This window comes from Streptosporangium sp. LJ11, from assembly GCF_051918945.1.
GTDB lineage: Bacteria > Actinomycetota > Actinomycetes > Streptosporangiales > Streptosporangiaceae > Streptosporangium.
The window spans coordinates 357,615-381,519 of record NZ_JBPXMB010000004.1; the positions used below are offsets into that span (position 1 = coordinate 357,615).

Annotated in this window: 23 protein-coding genes and 1 pseudogene; 17 read left to right on the forward strand and 7 right to left on the reverse strand. The window is 71.4% G+C overall.

Translation table 11 applies throughout. The features are described 5' to 3' along the window. Window positions 1-25 precede the first annotated feature (25 nt). Window positions 26-799 carry a MerR family transcriptional regulator gene (locus ACTOQ3_RS08665; RefSeq protein WP_440082831.1) on the reverse strand — a complete coding sequence of 258 codons (774 nt, stop codon included), beginning with the start codon at window positions 797-799 and terminating at the stop codon, window positions 26-28. 212 nt (window positions 800-1,011) lie between these two features. After that, window positions 1,012-1,947: a type I pantothenate kinase gene (gene coaA / locus ACTOQ3_RS08670; protein WP_440082832.1), complete on the reverse strand. Its 936-nt coding sequence runs from the start codon at window positions 1,945-1,947 to the stop codon at window positions 1,012-1,014. A gap of 197 nt (window positions 1,948-2,144) precedes the next feature. Between coaA and glmS the strand changes: the two genes are divergently transcribed. From glmS to tsaD, 12 genes and pseudogenes are all read left to right on the forward strand, one after another. Then, window positions 2,145-3,980 (forward strand): glutamine--fructose-6-phosphate transaminase (isomerizing), encoded by a 1,836-nt coding sequence (glmS, locus tag ACTOQ3_RS08675; RefSeq protein WP_440082833.1) that lies wholly within the window; start codon window positions 2,145-2,147, stop codon window positions 3,978-3,980. A 177-nt stretch (window positions 3,981-4,157) separates the two neighbouring features. Then, a complete protein-coding gene (locus ACTOQ3_RS08680; protein ID WP_440082834.1) occupies window positions 4,158-5,573 on the forward strand; it encodes a PhoX family protein in 1,416 nt (471 codons plus the stop codon). Between the two features lie 46 nt (window positions 5,574-5,619). Further along, the gene (locus tag ACTOQ3_RS08685) at window positions 5,620-5,970 is read left to right on the forward strand and encodes a holo-ACP synthase (protein WP_440082835.1); all 351 of its coding nucleotides are present in this window, start codon (window positions 5,620-5,622) and stop codon (window positions 5,968-5,970) included. 10 nt (window positions 5,971-5,980) lie between these two features. Beyond that, a complete protein-coding gene (locus ACTOQ3_RS08690; RefSeq protein WP_440082836.1) occupies window positions 5,981-7,501 on the forward strand; it encodes an NAD(P)H-hydrate dehydratase in 1,521 nt (506 codons plus the stop codon). Next, entirely contained in the window at window positions 7,498-8,625 is a 1,128-nt protein-coding gene (alr, locus tag ACTOQ3_RS08695; protein ID WP_440082837.1) for an alanine racemase, read from the forward strand. The genes ACTOQ3_RS08690 and alr overlap by 4 nt, the downstream gene beginning before the upstream one ends. 20 nt (window positions 8,626-8,645) lie before the next feature. Continuing rightward, complete coding sequence (locus tag ACTOQ3_RS08700) at window positions 8,646-9,737, forward strand: alpha/beta fold hydrolase (RefSeq protein WP_440082838.1); 1,092 nt, start codon at window positions 8,646-8,648, stop codon at window positions 9,735-9,737. Between the two features lie 170 nt (window positions 9,738-9,907). Then, a complete protein-coding gene (gene tsaE / locus ACTOQ3_RS08705) occupies window positions 9,908-10,360 on the forward strand; it encodes a tRNA (adenosine(37)-N6)-threonylcarbamoyltransferase complex ATPase subunit type 1 TsaE (RefSeq protein WP_440082839.1) in 453 nt (150 codons plus the stop codon). A gap of 183 nt (window positions 10,361-10,543) precedes the next feature. Continuing rightward, window positions 10,544-11,209, forward strand: coding sequence for a hypothetical protein (locus tag ACTOQ3_RS08710; protein WP_440082840.1), 666 nt, complete (start codon window positions 10,544-10,546; stop codon window positions 11,207-11,209). A 6-nt stretch (window positions 11,210-11,215) separates the two neighbouring features. After that, window positions 11,216-11,776, forward strand: a complete 561-nt coding sequence (locus ACTOQ3_RS08715) for a class F sortase (protein WP_440082841.1) — start codon at window positions 11,216-11,218, stop codon at window positions 11,774-11,776. A gap of 77 nt (window positions 11,777-11,853) precedes the next feature. Further along, window positions 11,854-12,537, forward strand: coding sequence for a tRNA (adenosine(37)-N6)-threonylcarbamoyltransferase complex dimerization subunit type 1 TsaB (gene tsaB, locus ACTOQ3_RS08720; protein WP_440082842.1), 684 nt, complete (start codon window positions 11,854-11,856; stop codon window positions 12,535-12,537). After that, window positions 12,507-12,986, forward strand: a pseudogene (gene rimI / locus ACTOQ3_RS08725) (ribosomal protein S18-alanine N-acetyltransferase); the annotation flags it as partial. The gene tsaB and the pseudogene rimI, both read left to right, overlap by 31 nt. After that, window positions 12,979-14,010 (forward strand): tRNA (adenosine(37)-N6)-threonylcarbamoyltransferase complex transferase subunit TsaD, encoded by a 1,032-nt coding sequence (gene tsaD, locus ACTOQ3_RS08730; RefSeq protein WP_440082843.1) that lies wholly within the window; start codon window positions 12,979-12,981, stop codon window positions 14,008-14,010. The pseudogene rimI and the gene tsaD, both read left to right, overlap by 8 nt. Window positions 14,011-14,130: 120 nt before the next feature. Here tsaD and ACTOQ3_RS08735 read toward each other — a convergent pair whose 3' ends face one another. After that, on the reverse strand, window positions 14,131-15,189 hold the full coding sequence (locus ACTOQ3_RS08735) for an alkene reductase (RefSeq protein ID WP_440082844.1): 1,059 nt from the start codon (window positions 15,187-15,189) through the stop codon (window positions 14,131-14,133). A gap of 108 nt (window positions 15,190-15,297) precedes the next feature. Between ACTOQ3_RS08735 and ACTOQ3_RS08740 the strand changes: the two genes are divergently transcribed. Continuing rightward, window positions 15,298-15,882, forward strand: a complete 585-nt coding sequence (locus ACTOQ3_RS08740) for a MarR family winged helix-turn-helix transcriptional regulator (RefSeq protein WP_440082845.1) — start codon at window positions 15,298-15,300, stop codon at window positions 15,880-15,882. Between the two features lie 77 nt (window positions 15,883-15,959). Here the strand turns inward: ACTOQ3_RS08740 and ACTOQ3_RS08745 are convergent, their stop codons facing one another. Both ACTOQ3_RS08745 and ACTOQ3_RS08750 read right to left on the reverse strand, forming a co-directional pair. Beyond that, a complete protein-coding gene (locus ACTOQ3_RS08745) occupies window positions 15,960-17,249 on the reverse strand; it encodes a hypothetical protein (protein WP_440082846.1) in 1,290 nt (429 codons plus the stop codon). Window positions 17,250-17,488: 239 nt separating this feature from the next. Then, window positions 17,489-18,655, reverse strand: coding sequence for a class I SAM-dependent methyltransferase (locus tag ACTOQ3_RS08750; RefSeq protein ID WP_440082847.1), 1,167 nt, complete (start codon window positions 18,653-18,655; stop codon window positions 17,489-17,491). Window positions 18,656-18,898: 243 nt separating this feature from the next. Between ACTOQ3_RS08750 and groES the strand changes: the two genes are divergently transcribed. The 4 genes from groES (at window position 18,899) to ACTOQ3_RS08770 (ending at window position 22,161) form a co-directional block, all read left to right on the forward strand. Further along, window positions 18,899-19,210 carry a co-chaperone GroES gene (gene groES / locus ACTOQ3_RS08755; protein ID WP_362678524.1) on the forward strand — a complete coding sequence of 104 codons (312 nt, stop codon included), beginning with the start codon at window positions 18,899-18,901 and terminating at the stop codon, window positions 19,208-19,210. Window positions 19,211-19,300: 90 nt separating this feature from the next. Continuing rightward, entirely contained in the window at window positions 19,301-20,923 is a 1,623-nt protein-coding gene (gene groL, locus ACTOQ3_RS08760; protein WP_440082848.1) for a chaperonin GroEL, read from the forward strand. A gap of 313 nt (window positions 20,924-21,236) precedes the next feature. Further along, window positions 21,237-21,875 carry a sigma-70 family RNA polymerase sigma factor gene (locus ACTOQ3_RS08765; protein WP_329090055.1) on the forward strand — a complete coding sequence of 213 codons (639 nt, stop codon included), beginning with the start codon at window positions 21,237-21,239 and terminating at the stop codon, window positions 21,873-21,875. Window positions 21,876-21,957: 82 nt separating this feature from the next. Beyond that, a complete protein-coding gene (locus tag ACTOQ3_RS08770; protein WP_440082849.1) occupies window positions 21,958-22,161 on the forward strand; it encodes a hypothetical protein in 204 nt (67 codons plus the stop codon). Here the strand turns inward: ACTOQ3_RS08770 and ACTOQ3_RS08775 are convergent. Continuing rightward, window positions 22,122-22,499, reverse strand: a complete 378-nt coding sequence (locus ACTOQ3_RS08775; RefSeq protein ID WP_326635634.1) for a DUF5319 family protein — start codon at window positions 22,497-22,499, stop codon at window positions 22,122-22,124. The two genes, ACTOQ3_RS08770 and ACTOQ3_RS08775, sit on opposite strands and share 40 nt — an antisense overlap. Before the next feature lie 258 nt (window positions 22,500-22,757). Beyond that, window positions 22,758-23,768: a LuxR C-terminal-related transcriptional regulator gene (locus ACTOQ3_RS08780; protein WP_440082850.1), complete on the reverse strand. Its 1,011-nt coding sequence runs from the start codon at window positions 23,766-23,768 to the stop codon at window positions 22,758-22,760. Window positions 23,769-23,905 lie beyond the last annotated feature (137 nt).

Sequence of the window (23,905 nt, forward strand, 5' to 3'; positions counted from 1 at the left end):
GACGGCCGGGATCGGAGCGCCGCGGTCATCCGGCCTGCCGGGAGCGTTCCAGGTAGAGGACCAGGTCGCGCATCCGGTCCGCGGGCCAGGGGAGGGTCCTGCCGATCTCCTCGCTGTTCTCCCGCCACATCCGCCGCGCCGCGGCCTTGGTCCGCTCACCGTCGTCGCCGTCGTCGTGGAACCGGCTCGCCAATGCGTCCCAGCGCTGGACCAGGGCCCGCACCCGGGGGTCGTCGACGGGGGTGTCGTCCTGTACGTGCCGCAGGAGCTCCTCGACGAGCCCGGCCCATTCGGTCCTGGCCGTCTCGACGGCCTCCGGGCCGAGGTCGGCCCTGCGCCGGGCCAGTTGCTCCCGCTGCTCTGCCGTGAACGAGCTCTCGAACATAGAGATCATCTCCAGGGTCGTCATGAACTGGTCCGGATCGGGCATCGACGCGCTGTCGATCTGTCCCAGCAGGCCGTGAAGCCGCTGTGTGAGCCGCTGGATCCGTGCGCCGTGCGCCTCCAGCTCGCGGAGCTGTGCCGTCAGCAGGTCGCGCATCGCCGCCAGATCGTCCGTGGAGTTCGCGAGCACGTCCGAGATCTCCTCCAGGGACAGCCCGAGCATTCGCAGGGCCCGCACCCGGTACAGCCGCCGCACGTCGCCCCCGGTGTAGCGGCGGTGCCCCGACGCGGTGCGTTCGCTCGCGCGCAGCAGGCCGATCTCGTCGTAGTGGTGCAACGCGCGCACGGTCACCCCGCTCGCCCGCGCCACCTCGCCGATGCTCCACCGGCGCCCGGCGTCGTCTTTCCCGATCACGTCCGCCACGTTAGGACCTGCCGTCGCGGCAGGTTCAAGCCCCTGGAGGCGATACGCCGAGCCTCGCGGCCGTCGGTTTTCGGATCCGCCGGTTGGATCGTGTGGACCGGCGACACCGGACGACGGTGGGCGACCCGTCACGCCGGCTCACCCGGGGTGGGACTCCACAGGACACGCCCGAGCGCGGAGCGCGGCGGGTGGGGGCGGGAAGGTCAGATGCGGCGGAGGCGGACGCGCTGGATGGAGTGGTTGGCGCCCTTGTGCAGCACCAGGTCGGCCCGGCCTCTGGTGGGGGCGATGTTCTCGACGAGGTTGCGCTCGTTGATGTCGCGCCAGACATTCTTGGCGAAGTCGGTCGCCTCCTCCTCCGACAGGTCGGCGAGATACCTGAAGTAGGACTTCGGGTCCTCGAAGGCCGTGCGCCGGAGCTTGTGGAAGCGGTCCACGTACCAGTCGCGGATGTGCTCGACCTTGGCGTCCACGTAGATGGAGAAGTCGAAGTAGTCGTTGATCGCGAGGGCGGTGGGCGGGGCGGGCTGGAGGACGTTGAGGCCCTCGACGATGAGGATGTCGGGACGGCGTACGGCCTGGGTCGCGCCGGGCACGATGTCGTACTCCAGGTGGCTGTAGACCGGGGCCGTCACCTCCGGCAGGCCCGCCTTGACGTCGGCGACGAACCTGACCAAGGCCCGCCGGTCGTAGCTCTCGGGGAAGCCCTTCCTGTGCATGATGTCCCTGGCGGTGAGGGTCTCGTTCGGGAACAGGAAGCTGTCGGTGGTGATCAGGTCCACCCGGGGGTGCTCGGGCCAGCGGGCCAGCAGGGTGTGCAGCAGCCTGGCCGTGGTCGACTTGCCGACCGCGACGCTTCCGGCGATGCCCAGCACGTACGGGGCCGGCCGCCGCCCGCCGCCGAGGAAGGTGTTGAGCGCCGCGCTGCGCTGCCTCACCCCGGTGAAGTGGAGGTTGAGCAGCCGGGTGAGCGGCAGGTAGATGTCGGTGACCTCGGCCAGGTCGATCGGATCGTCGACGCCGCGCAGCTCCTCCAGTTCGTCCACGGTGAGCGTGAGGGGGGTGTTCTTCCGGAGTTCGCTCCACTGTGCCCGGCTCAGCTGCACGTACGGTGTCGCGGTGTCCAAACCGTTGGCCATGCTCAGAGAGCCTACTGATCCGCCGGGAACGGGCCCCTGCCGGGTGCTGATCCGCTGGGCGCGGGTTCCCGCCGGGTGCTGATTCGCCGGTGCGGGTTCCCGCCGGGCGCCGGTCGGGATTCTTGGGCTGTCCGGGGGGTTCTCCATAGACGCGGCGGCCGATCTCTCAGGGAGGGGGTATGACAATGTGCGGAATAGTGGGATATACGGGACAGCGGTCGGCGGTCGAGGTCGCGGTCGAGGGTCTGGGCCGGCTGGAGTACCGGGGGTACGACTCGGCGGGGATCGCCCTGGTCGGGGCGGACGGCCTCGCCGTGGAGAAGCGGGCGGGGAAGCTGGCCAACCTCCGCTCGGCGCTGGTCTCGCGGCCCGTGCCGCCGGCCGGCGCGACGACGGGGATCGGGCACACCCGGTGGGCCACCCACGGAGCCCCGACCGACCGCAACGCCCACCCGCACACCGACTGCGACGGGCGGATCGCGGTCATCCACAACGGGATCATCGAGAACTTCGCCGCGCTCAGGACCGAGCTGGAGGGCACGGGGCACCGGATCGTCTCCGAGACCGACACGGAGGTGGTGGCGCACCTGCTGGAGGAGTTCGCCGCCGGGGGGCTCATGGAGGCGATGCGCCGGGTCTGCCTGCGGCTGGAGGGGGCGTTCACCCTGCTCGCGGTCTCGGCCGACGAGCCCGACGTGGTGGTGGGGGCGCGGCGCAACTCGCCGCTGGTGATCGGCAGGGGTGACGGGGAGAACTTCCTCGGCTCGGACGTGGCGGCGTTCATCGCGTACACGCGCGAGGCGGTGGAGCTGGGCCAGGACCAGGTGGTCGAGCTGCGTCCCTCGAAGGTCACGGTCGTCGACTTCCAGGGCCTGCCGGCGGTGACGCGTGACTACCACGTCGACTGGGACGCCTGCGCCGCCGAGAAGGACGGCTACGACCACTTCATGCTCAAGGAGATCGCCGAGCAGCCCCGGGCCGTCGCCGACACGCTGCTCGGCAGGATCGGTGAGGACGGGCGGCTGGTGCTGGACGAGATGCGGCTGTCCGACCAGGAGCTGCGCGACATCAACAAGATCATTCTGGTCGCCTGCGGGACCTCGTACCACGCCGGGCTCATCGCCAAGTACGCCATCGAGCACTGGGCCCAGCTGCCCTGCGAGGTCGAGGTGGCGAGCGAGTTCCGCTACCGCGACCCGATCCTCGACCGCGACACGCTGGTGATCGTGATCAGCCAGTCGGGCGAGACCATGGACACCCTCATGGCGGTACGGCACGCGCGCGGGCAGCGGTCCCGGGTGCTGGCGGTCTGCAACGTGAACGGTTCCACGATCTCCCGCGAGTCCGACGCCGTCCTCTACACGCACGCGGGCCCCGAGGTCGCGGTGGCCTCCACCAAGGCGTTCCTCACCCAGCTGGTGGCGTGCTATCTGGTCGCGCTCTATCTCGCCCAGGTCAGGGAGGTGAAGTTCGGCGACGAGATCACCCAGATCGTCGAGCGGCTGGCGCAGATGCCGTCCAAGGTGAGCGAGGTCCTCGCGACCGTCGAGCCGGTCCGCGCGCTGGCCAGGTCGCTGGCCGGCGAGCGGTGCGTGCTCTTCCTGGGGCGGCACGTGGGCTTTCCCGTCGCGCTCGAAGGGGCGCTGAAGCTCAAGGAGCTGGCGTACATGCACGCCGAGGGCTTCGCGGCGGGGGAGCTGAAGCACGGCCCGATCGCGCTGATCGACAAGGGGCTCCCGGTGGTCGTCGTCGTCCCCTCGCCGTCCGGCCAGCGGGTGATCCACGACAAGATCGTGTCCAATATCCAGGAGATCCGGGCCAGGGGCGCGAGGACCCTCGTCATCGCCGAGGAAGGGGACGTCGCGGTCGCGCGGTACGCCGACACGCTGATCCACATCCCGGCCGTGCCGACCCTGCTCCAGCCGCTGGTCGCCACGGTGCCGCTCCAGGTCTTCGCGTGCGAGCTGGCCACGGCCAAGGGGCACGACGTCGACCAGCCCCGCAACCTCGCCAAGTCGGTCACGGTGGAGTAAGCCGGGGCCGGGGGTTCTCCACAGCCTGTGGACAAAGTCTATGGATTATCCACGGCCGGAAGTGGGTATAGGAGCTGACCGCCTCGTTGCCAGATTAATTGTCGATATATGCCATATAGCGGTTTACTGGGACGGATTAACGTGGCGTGAATCCACCGGACCCAAGGGAGCCGCAAGATGGATCGTCGTCGTTTCCTCGCCCGAGGCGGTGCGCTGGCCGCGCTGGGGGTGGCCGGGCCGTTCGCCGGCGTCGCACGGGCGGGAGTGAACGGGGAGATCCTCCCGGGCGCCGGGTACGGGCCGCTGAAGCCGGTCAAGGACGAGCGGGACGGCGTGGTGCGGCTCCACCTGCCCGGCGGCTTCCACTACAGGTCCTTCAACGGCGCCGGCGACAAGTACAGCGACGGATCCACCGTCCCCTCCCGGCACGACGGCATGGCCGCGTTCCGAGGGCCGGCCGGCAGCGCGATCCTCGTCCGCAACCACGAGGTCAACGGCCCGGTCGGCGCGTTCGGCGACCCGGCCAGGGCCTACGACCCGGCGGCGGGCGGCGGCACCTCGACCCTCCGGGTCACCCGCTACGGCAAGGTGCTCAAGTCCGCCCCCAGCCTGACCGGCACCCAGATGAACTGCTCCGGCGGCCCGATGCCCTGGGGCGCCTGGGTGACCTGCGAGGAGACCGTGAACGGGCCGGACGTGGGCAACGACTTCACCGGTCAGGACAACGGCAAGCTCACGCAGAAGCACGGCTACATCTTCGAGGTCCCGCTCGAGGGCAAGGCCGGAGGGCCGATCAGGAACGCCGGGCGGTTCGCCCACGAGTCGGCCGCGTTCGACGGGTTCACCGGCGCGATCTACCTCACCGAGGACAACTTCGGTTTCGCCTCCGGCTTCTACCGCTATCTGCCCCCGAAGAACCCGCTGGAGGCCCGCCGCATCCTCGACGGCGGCAGGCTCCAGATGCTGGCCGTGCGGGGCGCCCCGGGCAAGGACCTCTCGCTCGGCCAGCCCAAGGGAGCCTCGTACGCGACCACCTGGGTGGACATCGACGACCCCGACCCCGCCTTCATCGGCACCCCCGCCAACGACGTCGCCGTCCAGGCCGTCGGCAACCAGGGCAGGGCCAAGGGCGCGGCGATCTTCTCCCGGCTGGAGGGGGCGATCAACCACCACGGCACGATCTACTTCGTCTCCACCCAGGGCGGCGCGACCGCGTCCGGCGACACCCCGCCCAGCGGTTTCGGCAAGGGACGCGGCCAGGTGTGGGCGTACGAGACGTGGAGCGGGCGGCTCAGGCTCGTCTACGAGTCGCCGGGCGCGGTCACCCTCGACCTGCCCGACAACGTCACCGCCAGCCCCCGGGGCACCCTGGTCCTCTGCGAGGACGGCTCGGGCGACAACTACCTGCGCGGCCTCACCCGCCGGGGCGAGATCTTCGACTTCTCCCGGCTGGTCCCCGTCGACGGCGACTCCGGCGCCGAGTTCGCCGGCTCGACGTTCGGCCCCGGCGGCCACACCCTCTACGTCAACGTCCAGTCGTCCAAGGGGATGAGCTTCGCCATCTGGGGCCCCTGGCAGCGCGGCGGCTTCTGACCCGCGGGATCGCGGGCCGGTGACGTGACGCCACTAGCCTGGGCGGGTGATCGTTGGTATCGGCGTCGACGTCGTGGACACGGCCAGGTTCGAGGCGACGCTGGCGCGGACGCCCGCGCTGCGGGAGCGCCTGTTCACCGAGGGGGAGAGCACGCTGGGCGCGGCCTCCCTGGCCGCCAGGTTCGCGGCCAAGGAGGCCGTCGCCAAGGCCCTGGGGGCACCTCCCGGGCTGCGGCACCTGGACGCCGAGGTGGTCGCCGGGGAGCACGGGCGGCCCGAACTGCGGGTGACCGGGCGGGCGGCGGAGGTCGCCAGGGCGCTGGGCGTGGCCCGGTGGCACATCTCCCTGAGCCATGACGGGGGCGTCGCCATCGCCTACGTGATCGCCGAGGGATAGATTCGGTGGAATGCGAATCGCGTACACCTCCGACCAGATCAGGGCGGCCGAGGCGGCGCTGATGGCGACGCTGCCCGAGGGCGCCCTGATGGAGCGGGCCGCCACCGGGCTCGCGGTGGTCTGCGCCAGGATGCTCGGCGCCGTGTACGGCTCCCGCGTCGTGCTGCTCGTCGGCGGCGGCGACAACGGCGGCGACGCCCTGTTCGCCGGGGCCCGCCTGGCGGCCAGGGGGGCCAGGGTCGACGCGCTCCTCGCCGGGACGCGCGTCCACGCGGCGGGCCTGGAGGCCCTGCGCCGCGCGGGCGGCCGGGTGACCGGCCCGCACCCCGATCACGGTCCCGCGGAAGACCCGGCGGGAGCGCGGGTCCGCGACCTGCTCGGCGCGGCGGACCTGATCGTGGACGGGATGCTCGGGATCGGCGGGACCGGGGCGCTCAGGGAGCCGTACGCGACCCTGGCCGGACTCGCGAACGACGCGCCCGGCGAGGTCCTCGCGGTGGACGTGCCGAGCGGCGTGGACGCGAGCAGCGGCCGGGTGGAGGGCCCCGCGGTCCTCGCGGACGCCACCGTCACGTTCGGGGCGTGGAAGATCGGGCTGCTCGTCGATCCGGGCTCCGGGCACGCGGGCCGGACGGAACTCGTCGACATCGGCCTCGGCCCCCACCTGCCCGACCCCGACGCGGCCGTGCCGACGGACGCCGACGTGGCCGCGCTGCTGCCCAGGCCCGGCGCGTCGTCCGACAAGTACCGCAGGGGCGTCGTCGGGATCGCGGCCGGCAGCGAGCGCTACACCGGCGCCGCGGTGCTGGCCGTGGGCGGGGCGCTGCGGGCCGGGGTGGGCATGGTCCGCTACGCGGGGGTCGCGGAACCGGTGGCCCAGGTGCGGGCCCGCTGGCCCGAGGCCGTGATCACCACGCTCGCGCCGGGCGAGGGGGTCGAGGAGGTGGGCCGCGTGCAGGCGTGGGTGCTGGGCCCCGGCCTCGGCACCGGCGACGAGGCGCGCGCCATCGCCCGCTCGGTGCTGTCGAGCGAGGTTCCCGTGCTCGTCGACGCCGACGCGCTGACCCTGGCGGCCCAGGACAGGTCCCTGCTCCGCCGGGGCGCGCCGGTGCTGATCACCCCGCACGCGGGCGAGCTCTCCCGCCTGATCGAGGTGCCGAGGGAGCGGATCGAGGCGCGGCGCCTGGAGAACGTGCGCAGGGCGGCGGCGGAGCTGGGCGTGACGGTGCTGCTCAAGGGCTCGACCACGCTGGTCGCCGAGGACGGGCGACCGGTCAGGATCAACCCCACCGGCAGCCCCTGGCTCGCGACCGGCGGTACCGGCGACGTGCTGGCCGGCCTGGCGGGCGCGCTGCTGGCCGCCGGGCTGAGCGGGTACGACGCGGCCTCCTGCGCCGCCTACCTGCACGGGATCGCCGGACGGGAAGGCCCTCTCACCGCCCGGGACGTCGCCGAGGCCCTGCCGCGGGCGGTGCGCTCCCTGGTCAACGGCCCCCGGCATGGCGGCTCACCTGCCAAACTGGGGTTATGAGTTTCCCGATGACTCCCGCCGAGGCACGGGTGGACCTCTCGGCGATCCGTGAGAACCTGGCGCTGCTCGCGAGCCACGCCCCCGGTGCCGAGATGATGGTCGCGGTCAAGGCCGACGCCTACGGGCACGGGCTGGTCCCCGTCGCGCGCGCCTGCCTGGAGGCCGGGGCGGAACGGCTGGGCACCGCCTACGTCCGCGAGGCCCTGGAGCTGCGGGCCGCCGGGATCACCGCGCCGATCCTGGCGTGGATCATCCCGCCGGGCGAGCCGCTGGAGCAGGCCGTCGGGCACGATGTCGAGCTGTCGGCGGGCTCCGTCGCGACGGCCGACGCGATCGCCGACGCCGCCGCCAGGGCCGGCAGGACGGCCAGGGTGCACCTGAAGGCCGACACCGGCATGTCGCGCGGCGGCGCGACGGCGGCGGACTGGTCCGCCCTGGTCGAGCGGGCGATGCGGCACCGGGCCGAGGGCACGATCGAGATCGTCGGGCTCTGGTCCCACTTCGCCTGCGCCGACATCCCGGGAGACCCGTCCGTCGCGGCCCAGCTGGCCGCCTTCGACGAGGCGCTGCTCATCGCGGAGAAGGCGGGCGCGGGGGGCTCCCACGTCATCAGGCACATCGCCAACTCGGCGGCCATCCTGACGCTGCCGCAGGCGCGCTACGACCTGGTCCGCCCGGGCATCGCGGCCTTCGGGCTGAGCCCGGTGCCCCGGCTCGGGGACTTCGGGCTGCGCCCGGCGATGACGCTCGCCGCGCGGATCGCGCTGGTCAAGCGGGTCCCCGCCGGCTCGGGCGTCTCCTACGGGCACCTGTACATCACGGATCGGGAAACGACGCTTGGCCTCGTCCCGCTCGGGTATGCGGACGGGGTCCTGCGGCACGCCACCAACCTGGCGGAGGTGCTGGCCGGTGGCCGCAGGCGGCGGATCGCGGGCAGGGTCTGCATGGACCAGTTCATGATCGACGTAGGGGACGACCCGTTGGCGGAGGGTGACGAAGTGATCCTTTTCGGTGACGGCTCGCGAGGTGAGCCCACCGCTCAGGAGTGGGCGGATTCCCTCGGCACGATCACGCATGAGATCGTGACCAGGATCGGTTCGCGGGTCCCGCGCGTTTACCGGTGAAAGGCAGCTCAGGGGGTCGCATGAGTAGTACCAGACGGCGCAGGGTCGGTATCGCGGGCGCGATCGTCGGTGTCGCGTCGGCAGGAGTGGCCGCCGGGGCCCTCGCCAAGCGGTACGCCGTCGGACGCATCAGGCTCCGCCCGGACCTGGAGGCGAGCGAGCCGCTCGGAGAGCTGCGCGGCCGCCCCACCACGGTCACCACCTCCGACGGTGTCCCCCTGTACGCCGAGGTCGACGGGCAGGAGAAGGCCCCGCTGACCGTGGTGTTCTGCCACGGCTACACGCTCAACCTCGACTCCTGGCACTACCAGCGGCGCGACCTGGGCGGCACGCACCGCCTGGTCCTGTGGGACCAGCGCTCCCACGGCCGCTCGCCGCGCATCCCGATGAAGGACTGCTCGATCGACCGGCTCGGCGACGACCTGGCCGAGGTCATCGAGGCGCTGGTGCCCGGCCCGTGCGTGCTCGTCGGCCACTCCATGGGCGGCATGACGGTCATGGCGCTGGCCGACCGGCATCCGGAGCTGTTCGGCGACAAGATCAGGGGCGTCGCGCTGATCTCCACCTCCACCGGCAAGCTCGGCGAGATCTCCCTGGGCCTGCCCGCGCTGCTGTCGAAGGCGGTGCACAAGGTCACGCCGGGCACGGTGTCGATCCTGAGGCGCGGCGGTTCGCTGGTGGACAAGAGCCGCCAGGTCGGCAACGACGTGGCCTTCCTCGCCCTGCGCCACCTGGGTTTCGGCGACTCCAGGAACGTCAGCCCCACGGTCGTCGACTTCGCCGAGTCGATGATCCGATCCACCCCCTTCGAGGTGATCGCCGAGTTCTACCCGGCGCTGATGTCGCACGACAAGCTGAGCGCGCTGTCCGTGCTGAACGGGGTTCCGACCTCCATCGTGGTCGGCGACAAGGACTGGCTGACGCCCGTCGAGCACAGCAGGGCGATGGCGGCGGCACTGCCGAGCGCCCGGTTCACCGAGATCGCGGAAAGTTCGCACCTGGTCCAGCTGGAGCGGCCTACCGTGGTCAACGACGCCCTGCACGAGCTGCTCAAGCGGGTGGACGCGGGCGACGAGGCCGACGCCGCCGACGCCGGTGACATGGACCGGTGAGCCGGGGGCACGCGCACGGCGTACGGTGAGCCCGAGGTCCGACGGAAGGACCGGAGGGTCCGAGAGGGCGCCGAACGGCGCCACGGGGGGTCGACGGACCCCGGGAAGCGCGGTGGGACACCGGGAAGCGCGGTGGGACACCGAGAGGCATCGACAGGAGTGACGAAGCGGTGAGAATCGTGGCGACCGCCGAGGAAATGCGGGAGCTGGGCGAGGAGCTGGCGGCGCTGCTGCGCCCCGGAGACCTGGCGGTGCTGTCGGGCCCGCTCGGCGCGGGCAAGACGACCCTGGTGCAGGGGATCGCCGAAGGGCTCAAGGTGCGCGGCCCGATCACCTCGCCGACCTTCGTCATCGCCCGGGTGCACCCCTCGCTCTCGGGGGGGCCGCCGCTGGTCCACGTCGACGCCTACCGCCTCGGGGGCGACCTGGAGGTCGACGACCTGGACCTGGACGCCTCGCTGGAGGAGTCGGTGACGGTCGTGGAGTGGGGCGAGGGCCTGGTGGAGGGGCTCGCCGACGACCGGCTGGAGATCCTCATCGGCAGGGGCGCGTCCGGCGAGCCGGGCGAGGAGCGGACCGTGACCCTCCGGGGGGTCGGGCCGCGCTGGCACGGCGTCATCTGAACGGTGTCCTCTGATGTGCCTACGAAGCCGGGGAAATCCTGGCACGCTGGCACTACGCACCATTGGTCTAGATCGTCAGGCCTGATGATCGACTCTGGCGGGTTTGCCCATGTTTAATGGGGAACAGGTGGGAAATCGTGCCGGGCGAGGGTCGTCGGCCGGAGGGCGAAGTGGAGTTCGACGGTGCCAAGCGTCAAGCGTGTCGCGGTTCTGGGAGCCATCGTCCTTTTCGGACTGGTCGGGTGCTCGGCGGGCGCCGAATCGGCCAGCCCGTCGGGCACGCCCACCCCAACCCCGCCTGATTCCGGCATCAGCCGGCAGGACATCGAGGTCCAGCTCCAGCCGGCCCGCGCCAAGGCCGGGCAGAAGGTGTGGGTCCTGGCGAACTGCCCGATCCCGCAGGGCGGTCCCGAGCATCGCGGGACCGCGTCCTCCCGGATCTTCCGCACCCCGGTGACCCTCGACCCGATCCTCGCGACGCCCACGCCCGACCCCGCCTCGACCGCGACCCCGACGCCGCGCCCGTGGGTCCGCGGCCAGGCCACCGTCGCCGCGGGCGTCGCCGCCGGGGTCCACGAGGTCAACGCCAGATGCGAGGGGACCAACGACACCGGCAGCGCCAACCTCAGGATCGTGGCCGACACCGAGCCGAGCCCCACCCCCACCGACCCCACCTCCAGGCCGACCCGGACGATCATCAGCACCGAGGCGCCGGGTACGGGCGGTGGCGGCACCGCGGCCGGAGGCCCCGACGACTCGAGTGCCCCGATCGGCACGACCGGTGTCCTGCTCGCCCTCGCCCTGGCGGGCGGCATCGGCATCGCGGTCGTGCGTCGCCGCCGTTCGTAGTCCCCGATGGCCGATTCCACCCGCTGGTCCAGGATCGTCCTGGCCGGAGTGATCACCGGTGCCGTCATGGTCGCGTTCGGCAACAGGGGCGGCGACGTCAAGGAGGAGAAGGCGCCCGCCCGCACCTCGATCGTTCCCAGCCGCATCGACATCCCGTCCCTGGGGATCAAGGCGCCCCTGATGAAGCTCGGCGTGACGGACGGCCGGGTCGATCTGCCGCCGTACGAGAAGCCGAACGTCGCGGGGTGGGTCAAGGACAGCGCGGTCCCCGGCGACGAGGGTTCCGCGGTGATCCTCGGGCACGTGGACACCAAGACCGCGCCCGCGGTCTTCTACAAGCTCAAGGACATGCGGGAGGGGCAGGTCATCAAGGTCGTGCGCAGCGACGGCAAGGTGGCCCAGTACCGGGTGGACACGATCGAGCAGATCAGCAAGCACCGGTTCCCCGCCGACAAGGTCTATCTCGAGGACGGCCTGCGGCTGATCACCTGCGGCGGGGACTTCGACTGGGACAGCAACGAGTACCAGGACAACCTCATCGTCTACGCCACCCTGGTCAAGACCTGAGTCGTTCCGCCTTTCCGCGCGGTCCACTCGGGGGGAGTGCCCCTGAGCCCTCGCGGGACGGGATAGGCTAACTGTTCGTGCTGGTCCTGGCCTTTGACACCGCCACCCCCGCCGTCACCGCAGCTCTGCACGACGGTGAGAGGGTCCTCGCCGAGTCGACGACGGTCGACGCGCGCCGCCACGGCGAACTGCTCGTCCCCACGATCGAGACGGTCCTCCGGGAGGCCGGAGCCTCGCTCGGCGACGTCACCGCCGTCGTCGCGGGCTCGGGCCCCGGCCCCTACACCGGGCTCCGGGTCGGCCTGGTGACCGCCCAGGCCCTCGCGACGACGCTGGGCGTCCCGGCGTACGGCGTGTGCACCCTCGACGCGCTCGCGTACGGCAGCGGGTCGGCCGAACCGTTCCTGGTGGCCACCGACGCCCGGCGCAAGGAGGTGTTCTGGGGCCACTACCGGGACGCGCGCACCCGGCTGTCGGGCCCCGCGGTGGACCGGCCCCAGGATCTGCCCGGGGAGCTCCCGCTGGCCGGCGCGGGCGCGCGGATGTACGCCGAGGTCGTCGGCGCCTCCCGGCTTCTCGACGTGCCGGAGTACCCCCACGCGGGCGCGATGGCGGCGCTCGCCGCCGGGGTGCTCGGCGAGCCGGGCGTCCGTGAGGCCGTGGAGGGCGGCACCCACCCCGTGCTCGGCCCGCCCCGCCCGATCTACCTGCGCCGCCCCGACGCCAAGGAACCCTCGGCGCCCAAGAGGGTCACGGCATGACCGCCGTGCTGCGCCGGATGACCGTCGAGGACCTGCCCGCGGTCATGGAGGTGGAGCGGAAGACCTTTCCCGCCGACGCCTGGAGCGAGGGCATGCTCCGCGGTGAGCTCGACGACCAGCCGAGGACGAGGCACTACGTGGTGGCCCTGGTCGACGGTGTGATCGTCGGCTACGCGGGCCTCGCCGCGGCGGGGGACCAGGCCGACGTGCAGACCATCGCCGTGCTGGCCGAGTGGCGCCGGACCGGCGTCGGCGGCGCCATGCTGACCGAGTTGCTGGCCGAGGCCGCCCGTCGCGGCGCGGCGTCGGTCTTCCTCGAGGTGCGCGCCGACAACCCGGGCGCGCAGGCCGTCTACGACAGGTTCGGGTTCGAGCGGATCGGCCTGCGCCGCCGCTACTACGAGGACGGCACTGACGCGATCATGATGAGGAAGGATCTCCATGCGTGACGAACCGGTGGTCCTGGGGATCGAGACCTCCTGCGACGAGACGGGGATCGGCATCGTCAGGGGGCACACCATGCTGGCCAACGCCATCGCCTCCAGCGTCGAGCAGCATGCCCGCTTCGGCGGGGTGGTGCCCGAGGTCGCCTCCAGGGCGCACCTGGAGGCGATGACCCCGACCGTCGAGCTGGCACTGGGGCGGGCGGGGCTGCGCCTCGCCGACGTCGACGCGATCGCGGTCACCGCCGGGCCCGGCCTGTCCGGCGCGCTGCTGGTCGGCGTCGCCGCCGCCAAGGCGTACTCCCTGGGCCTGGGCGTGCCGCTGTACGGCGTCAACCACCTGGCCGCCCACGTCGCGGTGGACCAGCTGGAGCACGGGGCGCTGCCCAAGCCCTGCATCGCCCTGCTGGTCTCCGGCGGGCACTCGTCCCTGCTGCTGGTGCCCGACGTCGCCAGGGACGTCGTCTCGCTGGGGTCCACGGTGGACGACGCCGCGGGCGAGGCGTTCGACAAGGTGGCCAGGGTGCTCGGCCTGCCGTTCCCCGGCGGGCCGCACATCGACAGGGCGGCCCGTGACGGCTCCGGCGCGGCCATCGCGTTCCCGCGCGGCAAGTACGACGACGGGACGCTCGACTTCTCCTTCTCCGGCCTGAAGACGGCCGTGGCCCGGTGGGTGGAGGCCAGGGAGAAGACGGGCGAGCGGGTCCACGTGCCCGACGTGGCGGCCTCGTTCCAGGAGGCCGTCGTCGACGTGCTGACCCGCAAGGCGCTGCGCGCGTGTGCCAAGCACGACGTCCAGGACCTGCTGATCGGCGGCGGGGTGGCGGCCAACTCCCGGCTGCGCGCGATGGCCCAGGAGCGTTGTGACGCGGCCGGGGTCCGGCTGCGGGTCCCCAGCCCCGGGTTGTGCACGGACAACGGCGCCATGGTGGCGGCCCTGGGCTCCGATCTGGTGGCGGCCGGCATCGCGCCGTCGCGGCTGGACATCCCCGCCGACTCCTCGATGCCCGTCACCACCGTGCACGTCTGACGGGCCCGGTCCCTCGTCCGCGGGTGTCGCCCGGCCCGGGGGGTGCGCCGGTCACGGGTACCCGCCCGGCCGTCGCGCCCCCGTCGGGCGGCGGCTGTGCGGCCCTTCCCGCGGGGTGTCCTAGGCGGAGTGCAGGGCCAGCACCGGGTAGTCGGTGTAGCCGCGGTGGTCGCCGCCGAAGGCCGAGCTGAAGTCGGCCTGGTTGAGCTCGGCGCCGAGACGCAGGCGGAGCGGCAGGTCGGGGTTGGCGAGGAACGACTGGCCCAGCGAGACCAGGTGGGCGCCGCGCTCCAGCCACCGCGTGGCCCGCTCCGACGGGTCGCCGATCGAGGGGTCGTTGACGATCAGGGCGTTCGGCCAGGACTTGAGGATCTCCTGGTTGATGTCGTCGGAGGGCCCGGCCACCAGGTGCAGGTAGGCGAGGTCGAGCCCGGCGAGCTCGGAGACCAGCGCCGGGTAGACCTCGTGCATGTCGTCCTCGACCAGGTCCCCCGCGCCGTTGCCGGGCGAGAGCCGGATGCCGACCCTGGAGGCGCCGATCCGGTCGACGGCCGCCCGCGCGGTCTCCACGCCGAAGCGGATCCTGTTGGCCACCGAACCGCCGAAGTGGTCCTCGCGCAGGTTGGCGTTCCGCGACAGGAACTGGTGGATGAGGTAGCCGTTGGCGCCGTGCAGCTCGATCCCGTCGAAGCCCGCGTCCACGGCGCGCTCGGCGGCGTCGGCGAAGTCCTGGACGGTCGCCTCCACCTGGGCGGTCGTCAGTTCGATCGGCGTCTGGTAGTCCTGCAGGCCCGACGGCGTGAAGATCTGGCCCGCCGGTCGTACGGCGGACGGCCCGACGGGCAGCGCGCCGGTGTTGTCGGGGTGGCCGATCCGGCCGGAGTGCATGATCTGGGCGAAGATCCTGCCGCCCGCCGCGTGGACGGAGTCGGTGACCTCGCGCCATCCGGCCACCTGCTCGTCGGTGTGCAGCCCGGGGGTGTTCATGTAGCCCTTTCCCGCCTGGCTGGGCTGCACCCCCTCAGTGACGATCAAGCCCGCGGAGGCCCGCTGGGCGTAGTAGAGGGCGGTCAGCGACGAGGGGATCCCGTCGACATAGGACCGTGACCGGGTCATGGGCGCCATCACCAGGCGGTTGGGCAGCTGGAGACCGGCGAGCGAGAACGGTGAGAAAGGCATGGCGAACTCCTTTGTTGGCTGGCCAACTTGGCTAGCCAATAAGTAGTTTTACAACTTGGTCGGCCAACATGCAAGCGGTAGTGTCGGGGGAGAACGGAAGGACCTGACATGGCGGAGCCGCTGATCGACGAAGAGCGCGACGCGACCGACGAGCGCGCCGCGGCCCGTGAGGGCGACGCGGACGGGGACCCGGCCGGGGCGTGCGGCGCCACCCCGGGCTGCGGTGAGTACGACAGCGATCTCAACTGCCTGATGGCCAACGCGACGCGCGGCCACCGCGTGCTGCTGGCCAGCCTCCTCGGGGAGATCGACCTCTACCCGGGCCAGGAGCGCGTGATGGGCGCCCTGTGGGACAACGGCCCCCAGTCGCAGAACGGCCTGGCGAGAATCGTCGGCATCGACGTCTCCACCATGACCAAGACCCTGCAGCGTCTGGAGCGCAGCGGGTTCGTCAGCCGCAGGCCCGATCCCGCCAACCGGCGGATCAGCATCGTCGACGTCACGCCCAGGGGGCACGCGCTCCGCCCCGAGGTGGACCGGGTCCTCGCCGAGATGCACCGCCGGATGACCCAGGGGCTGACGGCCGAGCAGACCGACGAGCTGTTGACCCTGCTCTCCGTGGTCAGGAACAACCTGTGCCCCGAGGCGAGGGTCGTGGAGGGCCACCCGGCCGATGTCGCGCGCGCCGGCTGACGGCGTCCGTACGGGACCGGGCGGGCCGCCGGGGGCCGCCGGGGCGGGGCGCGACCGAGGCGAGGCCCGCCCGCAGGTCAGTCCTTGTCGGCCCTGGTGGGCCTGAGCAGCGCCTCGGCCAGGGCCAGCATGGTCTCCTCCAGGGCGCCCAGGCGGCGGGTGAGGTCGGTGTGCGCGGGCTCCACGGTCTCGCTCAGCGCCTCGGAGAGCTGGTCACGGTCGGGCAGGGCGCGAAGCGTCTCGGCCAGCGGGGCCAGCGCGGCCTCGGCCCGGATGACGCGCTCGTCCAGGGAGTCGAAGCGCTCGCGCTGCTCGTCGGTCTGAACGCCGATGAGCGCGCCGACGCCGAGGACGGCGGGCAGGACCTCCAGGCGCTCGTCCAGGCTCTCCAGACGCTCGGCGGACTTCTCCGCGTGCCCGTCCAGCGTGGACAGCCGGGAGTCGATGACGTCCATCCGGCCGGTGAGGCGGCCCTCGATGTCGTCGAGGCGCTCCTCGAGGGTGTCGAAGCGGCCACCGGCCGCCATGCGATGGCCGTCCAGCCGGTCGATGCGGCTGTCGATGCGGTTCTCGACGGCGGCGGCGCGCTCGTCGATCCTGGGCACGACCAGGTCGACCCTGGCGCCCACCTGCTCGACCCTGCCGCTCACCAGGTCCACCTTGCCGTTGACCTGCTCGACGGCGGCCAGCATCCGGTCGGCGGCGGTGCCGACGGCCTGCTGGACGCTCGCCGACAGGTCGAGCATCCCCGCCTCGATGCGCCCGGTGCGCTGGGAGAGGTCGGCCAGGGCCCTGTCCAGGCGGCTGAACCGGTGCGCCGCGATGCCCATGTCGGCCTGGAGCCTGCCGAGGTGCTCGGCCAGCTGCCGCACCTGCTCGTCGAGGCCCAGGGTGCCGTCCGAGATCGCCCGCAGGCGGGTGAGCGCCTCGTCCACGCTCTCGCCGACGGTGCCGAGGTCGGTCCACAGGCTCGGCAGCTCGCCGAGGGGGGTGACCCGGTCGCGGACGGCCTCGACCCGGCGGCCGAGGGAGTCGACCCGCTCGCCGACGGCGTCGACGTGGTCACGCACCGCCTCGACGTGCTGGGCCAGGCCCTCGGCCCAGGAGGGCGGTTTGGCGGCGATGTCGTCCAGACGGCCGTGGACGGACTCCAGCGTGCCGTTCAGCCCGCCGATCTCGCGCTCCCTGACCTCGCGCAGCAGCCACTCCATGCCCTCCAGGCGCTGCCGGATCTCGTCGAGCACCGCGCCCTGGGTCCGCTGCTCGTAGACGTGGTCCTGCGCCGCGCGGGCGAGGAGCTCGCGCATCCGGTCGGAGATGGCGGTCTGGCTGCCTGCCTGGAGCAGGGTGTGGTCGGAGTGATCCACCGAGAGCTCCTTCACTCGCCGACGCTCAGCCGCGCGGTTGGATTTGATGGGATTTGCTGATGAACGATATGAAACCGCAGGCGAGAGAGAACTCCCGCCTGGCAACCTTAGCCTCTGGATCAAGGTTTTCCGGCAGCGAGATTAAAAGAGAGGAATTGCCGGTTGGCTGGAAGAATTGACTATTTTGGCTGGTCAACCAGGGCTGACTCCTGCTGGTCGAACGGGTTCGATGCGGCGGGTCAGCCGGGGCCGCACACGAAGGCGAATGGCCGGTCGCCGATTCGGGTGAGAATGACGACCGCGGATTCCTCACCGGAAAGGCGGAGCTCTTTCCTGAGGCGGTCGACGTCCACCGCGGAGCCGCGCTTCTTGATCGTCACATTGCCCGCGCCGCGCTCGCGGAGCGCCGCCCGCAGCCGCTTGAGCGAGAACGGCAGCGTCTCGTGGACCTCGTACCGGGACGCCCACGGCGTCGGCGTCGCGACGTCGCCGGTGATGTAGGCGATCTGCGGGTCGAGCAGGTGCCCGCCGACCGCCGCGGCGATCTCCGCCACCAGGTGGGCCCGGATGGCCGCGCCGTCCGGCTCGTAGATGTAGCGGCCGGCGGGGCCGGTGCCGGGGGCGCCGAGGGCCGGGTCGGGCGTCATCGTGGCGCCCGAGGGCAGGATCGTCGCCCTGCGCGCCGTCTCGCCCGCCAGCGCGCCGCACCAGATCACGGCCTCCTTGACGTCGCCCTTGTACGAGACCCACTCGGCCTCCGCGCCCTCGGGGACGAACTCGTACGGGATCCCGGGGGCGACCTTCAGGCAGGCGGCCCCGGCCCTGGCCACCATCTCCAGCACGGCGGGCCAGGGCGGCGAGTAGCCCATCGGGTCGAAGGTCCTGCCCCGCGCCGTACGGCGCGCCGGGTCGGCGAACAGGACGTCGAAGGCGGCCGGGTCCAGGGCGGAGGCGTCGGCGGCGCGGACCGAGACCCGGTCGCCGAAGCCCAGGGCGTCCGCGTTGGCCTGGGCGATCGCCGCGGTGAGCGGGTCGGTGTCGACGGCCTCGACCGAGCACCCGGCCCTGGCCAGGGCGAGGAGGTCGCCGCCGATGCCGCAGCAGACGTCGGCGACCCGCGAGCCCGCGGGGACGCGCCGCGCCCGATGGTCGGCGACCTCCCGGCGGGTGGCCTGCTCCAAGCCGGTCCGGGTGAAGTACATGAGATCGGCGTCGGCCCCGAACTTCTCCCTCGCGCGCAGCCGGAGCGTGGCCTGCGTGAGCGCCGCCGAGGTCAGGTCCGCGTCGTAGGTCTTCCTCAGCCTGGTCACCGCCGACACCGGGTCGTCGCCGGCGATCCCGGCCGCCGCGCCCAGGGCCTCCTGGCCGCGCGGGGTCAGGAGTTCCCGGAATGCGTCGAGATTCACACCAGCCGACGCTACCGCCTCGGCCGTAGGGCTTCGCGAGGGGCTTCCACCTGCCTTGACGTTCGCGTGAAGCGGAGAAGGGGTGCTTCGTGTTGACTGTCAAGGCCACCTTGCATACTGTTCCGTATTGGCACTCTCCCGGTGAGAGTGCCAAATACATGCGACGAGGCAGGTCTGACACCCGCGACGGCAGACCGCTGGTCGCCTCTTCTAGATCATTCAAATCTGAAGGGGAGGTCCGACGTGACGACCGCCACCAAGGTTCCCGTTAAGCCGCTCGGCGACCGCATTGTGGTCCAGCCGCTTGAGGCCGAGCAGACCACCGCTTCCGGTCTGGTCATCCCGGACACCGCCAAGGAGAAGCCGCAAGAGGGCAAGGTCCTCGCGGTGGGCCCCGGCAACTGGGATGAGGACGGCGAGAAGCGGATTCCGCTCGACGTCAAGGAGGGCGACGTGGTCCTCTACAGCAAGTACGGCGGCACCGAGGTGAAGTACAACGGCGAGGAGTATCTCGTGCTCTCCGCTCGTGACGTGCTCGCCATCATCGAGAAGTAGTTCTCGCTTCACAAAGATGACGTATCGAGCCCCGGGTCGCGAGAGCGCCCGGGGCTTTGATGCGCCGACGTACTTATAGAGAGGATTGTCATGCCGAAGATCCTGTCGTTCGAGGAGGACGCGCGCCGAGCTCTCGAGCGCGGCGTGAACGCTCTCGCGGACGCGGTCAAGGTGACGCTGGGCCCGCGTGGCCGCAATGTCGTCATCGACAAGAAGTTCGGTGCGCCGACCATCACCAACGACGGTGTGACCATCGCCCGCGAGGTCGAGCTGGAGACGCCGTACGAGAACATGGGCGCCCAGCTGGCCAAGGAAGTGGCGACCAAGACCAACGACGTCGCCGGTGACGGCACCACCACCGCGACCGTCCTGGCCCAGGCCATGGTCCGCGAGGGCCTGCGCAACGTGGCCGCCGGAGCGCAGCCGCTCTCCCTCAAGCGCGGCATCGACATCGCGGCCAAGGCCGTCAGCGACCGGCTGATCGAGTCGGCCCGCCCGGTCGAGGACAAGAAGGAGATCGCGAATGTGGCGACGATCTCCGCGCAGGACGCCAAGATCGGTGAGCTGATCGCCGAGGCGTTCGACAAGGTGGGCAAGGACGGTGTCATCACCGTCGAAGAGTCCAACAGCATGGGCCTGGAGCTCGAGTTCACCGAGGGTCTCCAGTTCGACAAGGGTTACCTGTCGCCCTACATGGTGACCGACCAGGAGCGCATGGAGGCGATCCTGGAGGACCCCTACATCCTGATCACCCAGGGCAAGATCGCCTCGGTCTCGGACTTCCTGCCGCTGCTCGAGAAGATCGCGCAGACGAAGAAGGCCCTGCTGGTCATCGCCGAGGACGTCGAGGGCGAGGCCCTCGCGGTCCTCGTCACGAACAAGATCCGTGGCACCTTCACCTCCGTCGCCGTCAAGGCGCCGGGCTTCGGCGACCGCCGCAAGGCCATGCTGCAGGACATCGCCATCCTCACCGGTGGCCAGGTCGTCAGCGAGGAGATCGGCCTCAAGCTGGAGCACGTCGGCCTGGAGGTGCTGGGCACCGCCCGGCGCGTCGTCATCACCAAGGACTCCACCACCGTCGTCGACGGTGCCGGTGAGGCCTCGGCGATCGCCGACCGCGTCAAGGAGATCAAGCTCGCCATCGAGCAGTCCGACTCCGACTGGGACCGCGAGAAGCTCCAGGAGCGCCTCGCCAAGCTCTCCGGCGGCGTCTGCGTGCTCAAGGTCGGCGCGGCCACCGAGGTGGAGCTCAAGGAGAAGAAGCACCGCCTTGAGGACGCCATCTCGGCGACGCGCGCGGCGATCGAGGAGGGCATCGTCTCCGGCGGTGGCTCCGCGCTCATCCACGTCTCCAAGGTCCTCGACGACCTGGGCCTGACCGGCGACGAGGCGACCGGCGTCTCCATCGTCCGCAAGGCGCTCGTCGAGCCGGCCCGCTGGATCGCGGAGAACGCCGGTCTCGAGGGCTACGTCGTGACGGCGAAGGTCACCGAGCTGCCCGTCGGCCAGGGCTTCAACGCCGCCACCGGCGAGTACGGCGACCTGATCGCCCAGGGCGTCATCGACCCGGTCAAGGTCACCCGCTCGGCCGTCCAGAACGCCGCCTCCATCGCCGGCATGCTGCTGACGACCGAGGCCCTCGTGGTGGACAAGCCCGAGGAGGAGGCCCCGGCCGCCGCCGGCCAGGGTCACGGCCACGGCCACGGCCACTGATCGGTCACTGATCGGTCACTGACCGGCCCCCGATCGGCCCCGGCCGATCATCGGTTCCGAACGGCTCGCGTCTCCCCGGAGGCGCGAGCCGTTCGCGTTTCGCGGTAAACCAAAAAACGATCTCAAGCGTCACGCCGGACAGAAGACCAAACGCGGTTCTAACGAATAGTCGACGTATTTGGCAATCGAATGAAATATTTGCACATTCTGTAGTCGTTGCAGTCGCCGTTCGATTACGCGCCGTTATCTCCGCCTCAATGTGACCAATCCGTAGCCGTTTGCGATGACGACAGTCACTACCAGGGCGGGCATCATGCCTAACGTGACCGAGGGATGCGTCGCCGACGCCAAAAATGGGGTGAGGCTTGCGACGAGGTCTGATGGGGTCGCCCACAGGGATGATCTCAAGGATCTGACGAGCCTCGCCGTTCAGGGGGATCGCACCGCGATCGAATCTCTGATCGCGCAACTGCGGCCGATGGTCGTCCGATATTGCCGTGGTCGTCTGGGCCGGGTTTCCGGTCAGTATCACATCGCGGACGACGTGGCCCAGGAAGTTTGCATAGCGGTGCTGTCCGCACTGCCCCGCTACCGTGACATGGGACGCCCGTTCGCGTCCTTCGTCTTCGGCATCGCGTCTCACAAGGTGGCCGACGCGCTGCGCAGCTCCGTACGATCCGCCGTGCCCACCCAGGACCTTCCTGACGGGCCCGACGAGGGTCCGGGGCCGGAGGAGACCGTGGTGCGTTACATCGAGGCCGAACACGCCCGCCGGCTGCTGTCGAGGCTGCCGGACAACCAGCGCGAGCTGCTCATGCTTCGAGTGGTGTCGGGCCTTTCCGCCGAGGAGACCGGTAATGTACTTGGCATGTCACCAGGTGCGGTTCGTGTGGCCCAGCACAGGGCGCTGGCCCGGCTACGAGCGATGGCGGAGCTGGAGTCGATAGCTTGACCGCGGAGCTGTCGAGCAGGGGGCGCGAGCGGAGGCCCGAACCGCGGGGCGGGGCTCGCGACGACCCGGAGCGAGAACGATCATGACAACGGTTCACCCGCGACGTCCGGCTCGGAGATACGGGCCGGACGAGGACCCGGCGGTCGCCGAGACCGCCGAACTCCTGGAGGCGCTCTCCGGCAGGAGGCCCGTCTCCGGCTCAGACGCCGCGGTCGCCCTGCTGGCGGCCCTGATCGACGACGTGGATCAGCGGTGTTCCTCGGTGTCGATCACGCCGTCCACGTAACCACGGGCGTATTCCCAGCTCACGTAGTCGGTGGGGTTGGGCTGGTAGGCGGGCTCGTGCACCTGGGGCTGGCCGTTCTCGATCATCTGGCGCAGGTTGCCGCGCAGCAGCTCCCAGTCGAAGTAGTGCTGTTCCCCGCATTCGGGGCAGTCGAGCACCAGGCCGAGCACCCCCTGAGGCTCCAGCAACGAGCGGAAGACCTCCACGTCGGCGAGGTCGGTCATGGCCTCGTCACGCTCGTCCGTCGTCAGCGGCTCGGGATCGTCGGGATCGCCCAGCGCCGCCGCCGGGTCGTCGGGGTCATCCGCGAACGGGTCGCGAGGGACATCGTCGAGCACGATCCCACCTTATGGCCTGGATGTGACAGACAGGTTCCGAACTGCACGAGTAGGACGCTCTGGGGTGGTACGGGCAGGTCAGAGACCTGGCGGCACCGGCACGTGGTGAAGGATTCCCGGGGCGGGGGAGGCGGAGATCCCGGTGGTGCGGAGGCCGAAACCCGGTGTGCCCGGGCCCCTGACGCCCCGGGTCCCTGACGCCCCGGCGCCGTGGCGCTCCGGTCCCTGTCGCCCCGGGCCCCCGGCGCCCGAGAGGCACTAGACGAGCCAGCCGCGCCGGGAGGCCTCCACCCCCGCCTGGAACCGGGACTGCGCCCCCAGCTCGGCCATGGCGTCGGCGAACCTGGCGCGCACCGTGCGGACCGAGACGCCCAGCTGCCGGGCGATCATCTCGTCGGGGACGCCCTGACCGGCCAGCCGCAGCACCCGGACCACCCCGTCGTCGCGGTGGGTCCCGGGCAGGCGGGCCCCGCGGGCCCACAGCTCCTCGAAGAGCGAGCGCAGCGCGGCCACCACGACCGGAGCCCTGACCAGGTGGAAGTTGTAGGCGTTCTCGGCGAGCGCGCCGCCCCACTGGGCGGGCATGCCCGCGGCGTCGTCCCCCGCGACGAGGAACCAGCTGGGCACCGCGTCGAGGGTGCGCACCTCGGCCCCCGCCTGCTCGAACTGGTCCAGCTTGTCGCGCAGGCCGGGGATCTCCAGGGTGTGGACCGGGATGGTGACCCGGCAGGCGAGCAGGCCGGCACGCTGGGCGCCGATCCACTGGTCGGCGTAGCGGTGCGCGAAGTCGCTCATCGTCCGCCGGTCGGGGATGCTCGACAGCAGCCTCAGCGGCGGGGCCTGGACCGCCATGCCGATCACGCTCTCGTAGAGCTCGTCGGCGCCTCCGACCAGGTCCACGGAGAACTGGCCGGTCTGGTAGTCGCGGCCGGCGTCGTACTGGTGGATGAAGCCGCGGATCGAGCCGAGCACGGTGTCGATCCGGCGGCTCTCGGCGGCCAGCCGGTCCAGCCTCTCCGCGATCAGATGGCCGAGGGCCGCGGCCGGGTGGCGGGCCAGGTACTCGCCCCCCTGCTCGTCGACCACGCCCAGCCGTACCAGGGTGGCCAGCTCGCGGCCGAGCGGCTCGGGCGAGCGGTTGGTGGCCTGGGCGAGCTCGGCGCAGGTGGCGCGGTGCAGGCGCAGGACCGCGTTGTACAGGGCCGTCTGGGCCGGAGTGAGCCCCAGGCTCTCCAGCGGGTCGGGCAGTGTGGGTGTGTCGGTACTCATCGGCGAGGGACTCCTGCAAGTGACACGAGGGTCTGGCGAGGATAACTCGGCGAATCGTCCCTGTCCGGGCGTTGCTCCTACTGGCATGCCGTGGTGTGCAGCTTCGTGCAATTGCACGTTTGGACATTGCGAGACGA

Bases quoted from the DNA above. Each gene is read 5' to 3' on its own strand.
- ACTOQ3_RS08770 (WP_440082849.1), top strand. From the start codon at position 21,958: ATGACAACGGTTCACCCGCGACGTCCGGCTCGGAGATACGGGCCGGAC.
- ACTOQ3_RS08715 (WP_440082841.1), top strand. From the start codon at position 11,216: ATGGCCGATTCCACCCGCTGGTCCAGGATCGTCCTGGCCGGAGTGATC.
- ACTOQ3_RS08780 (WP_440082850.1), bottom strand. From the start codon at position 23,768: ATGAGTACCGACACACCCACACTGCCCGACCCGCTGGAGAGCCTGGGG.
- ACTOQ3_RS08700 (WP_440082838.1), top strand. From the start codon at position 8,646: ATGAGTAGTACCAGACGGCGCAGGGTCGGTATCGCGGGCGCGATCGTC.
- ACTOQ3_RS08765 (WP_329090055.1), top strand. From the start codon at position 21,237: ATGCCTAACGTGACCGAGGGATGCGTCGCCGACGCCAAAAATGGGGTG.
- ACTOQ3_RS08690 (WP_440082836.1), top strand. From the start codon at position 5,981: ATGCGAATCGCGTACACCTCCGACCAGATCAGGGCGGCCGAGGCGGCG.
- ACTOQ3_RS08740 (WP_440082845.1), top strand. From the start codon at position 15,298: ATGGCGGAGCCGCTGATCGACGAAGAGCGCGACGCGACCGACGAGCGC.
- groL (WP_440082848.1), top strand. From the start codon at position 19,301: ATGCCGAAGATCCTGTCGTTCGAGGAGGACGCGCGCCGAGCTCTCGAG.
- tsaD (WP_440082843.1), top strand. From the start codon at position 12,979: ATGCGTGACGAACCGGTGGTCCTGGGGATCGAGACCTCCTGCGACGAG.
- ACTOQ3_RS08680 (WP_440082834.1), top strand. From the start codon at position 4,158: ATGGATCGTCGTCGTTTCCTCGCCCGAGGCGGTGCGCTGGCCGCGCTG.
- coaA (WP_440082832.1), bottom strand. From the start codon at position 1,947: ATGGCCAACGGTTTGGACACCGCGACACCGTACGTGCAGCTGAGCCGG.
- alr (WP_440082837.1), top strand. From the start codon at position 7,498: ATGAGTTTCCCGATGACTCCCGCCGAGGCACGGGTGGACCTCTCGGCG.
- ACTOQ3_RS08735 (WP_440082844.1), bottom strand. From the start codon at position 15,189: ATGCCTTTCTCACCGTTCTCGCTCGCCGGTCTCCAGCTGCCCAACCGC.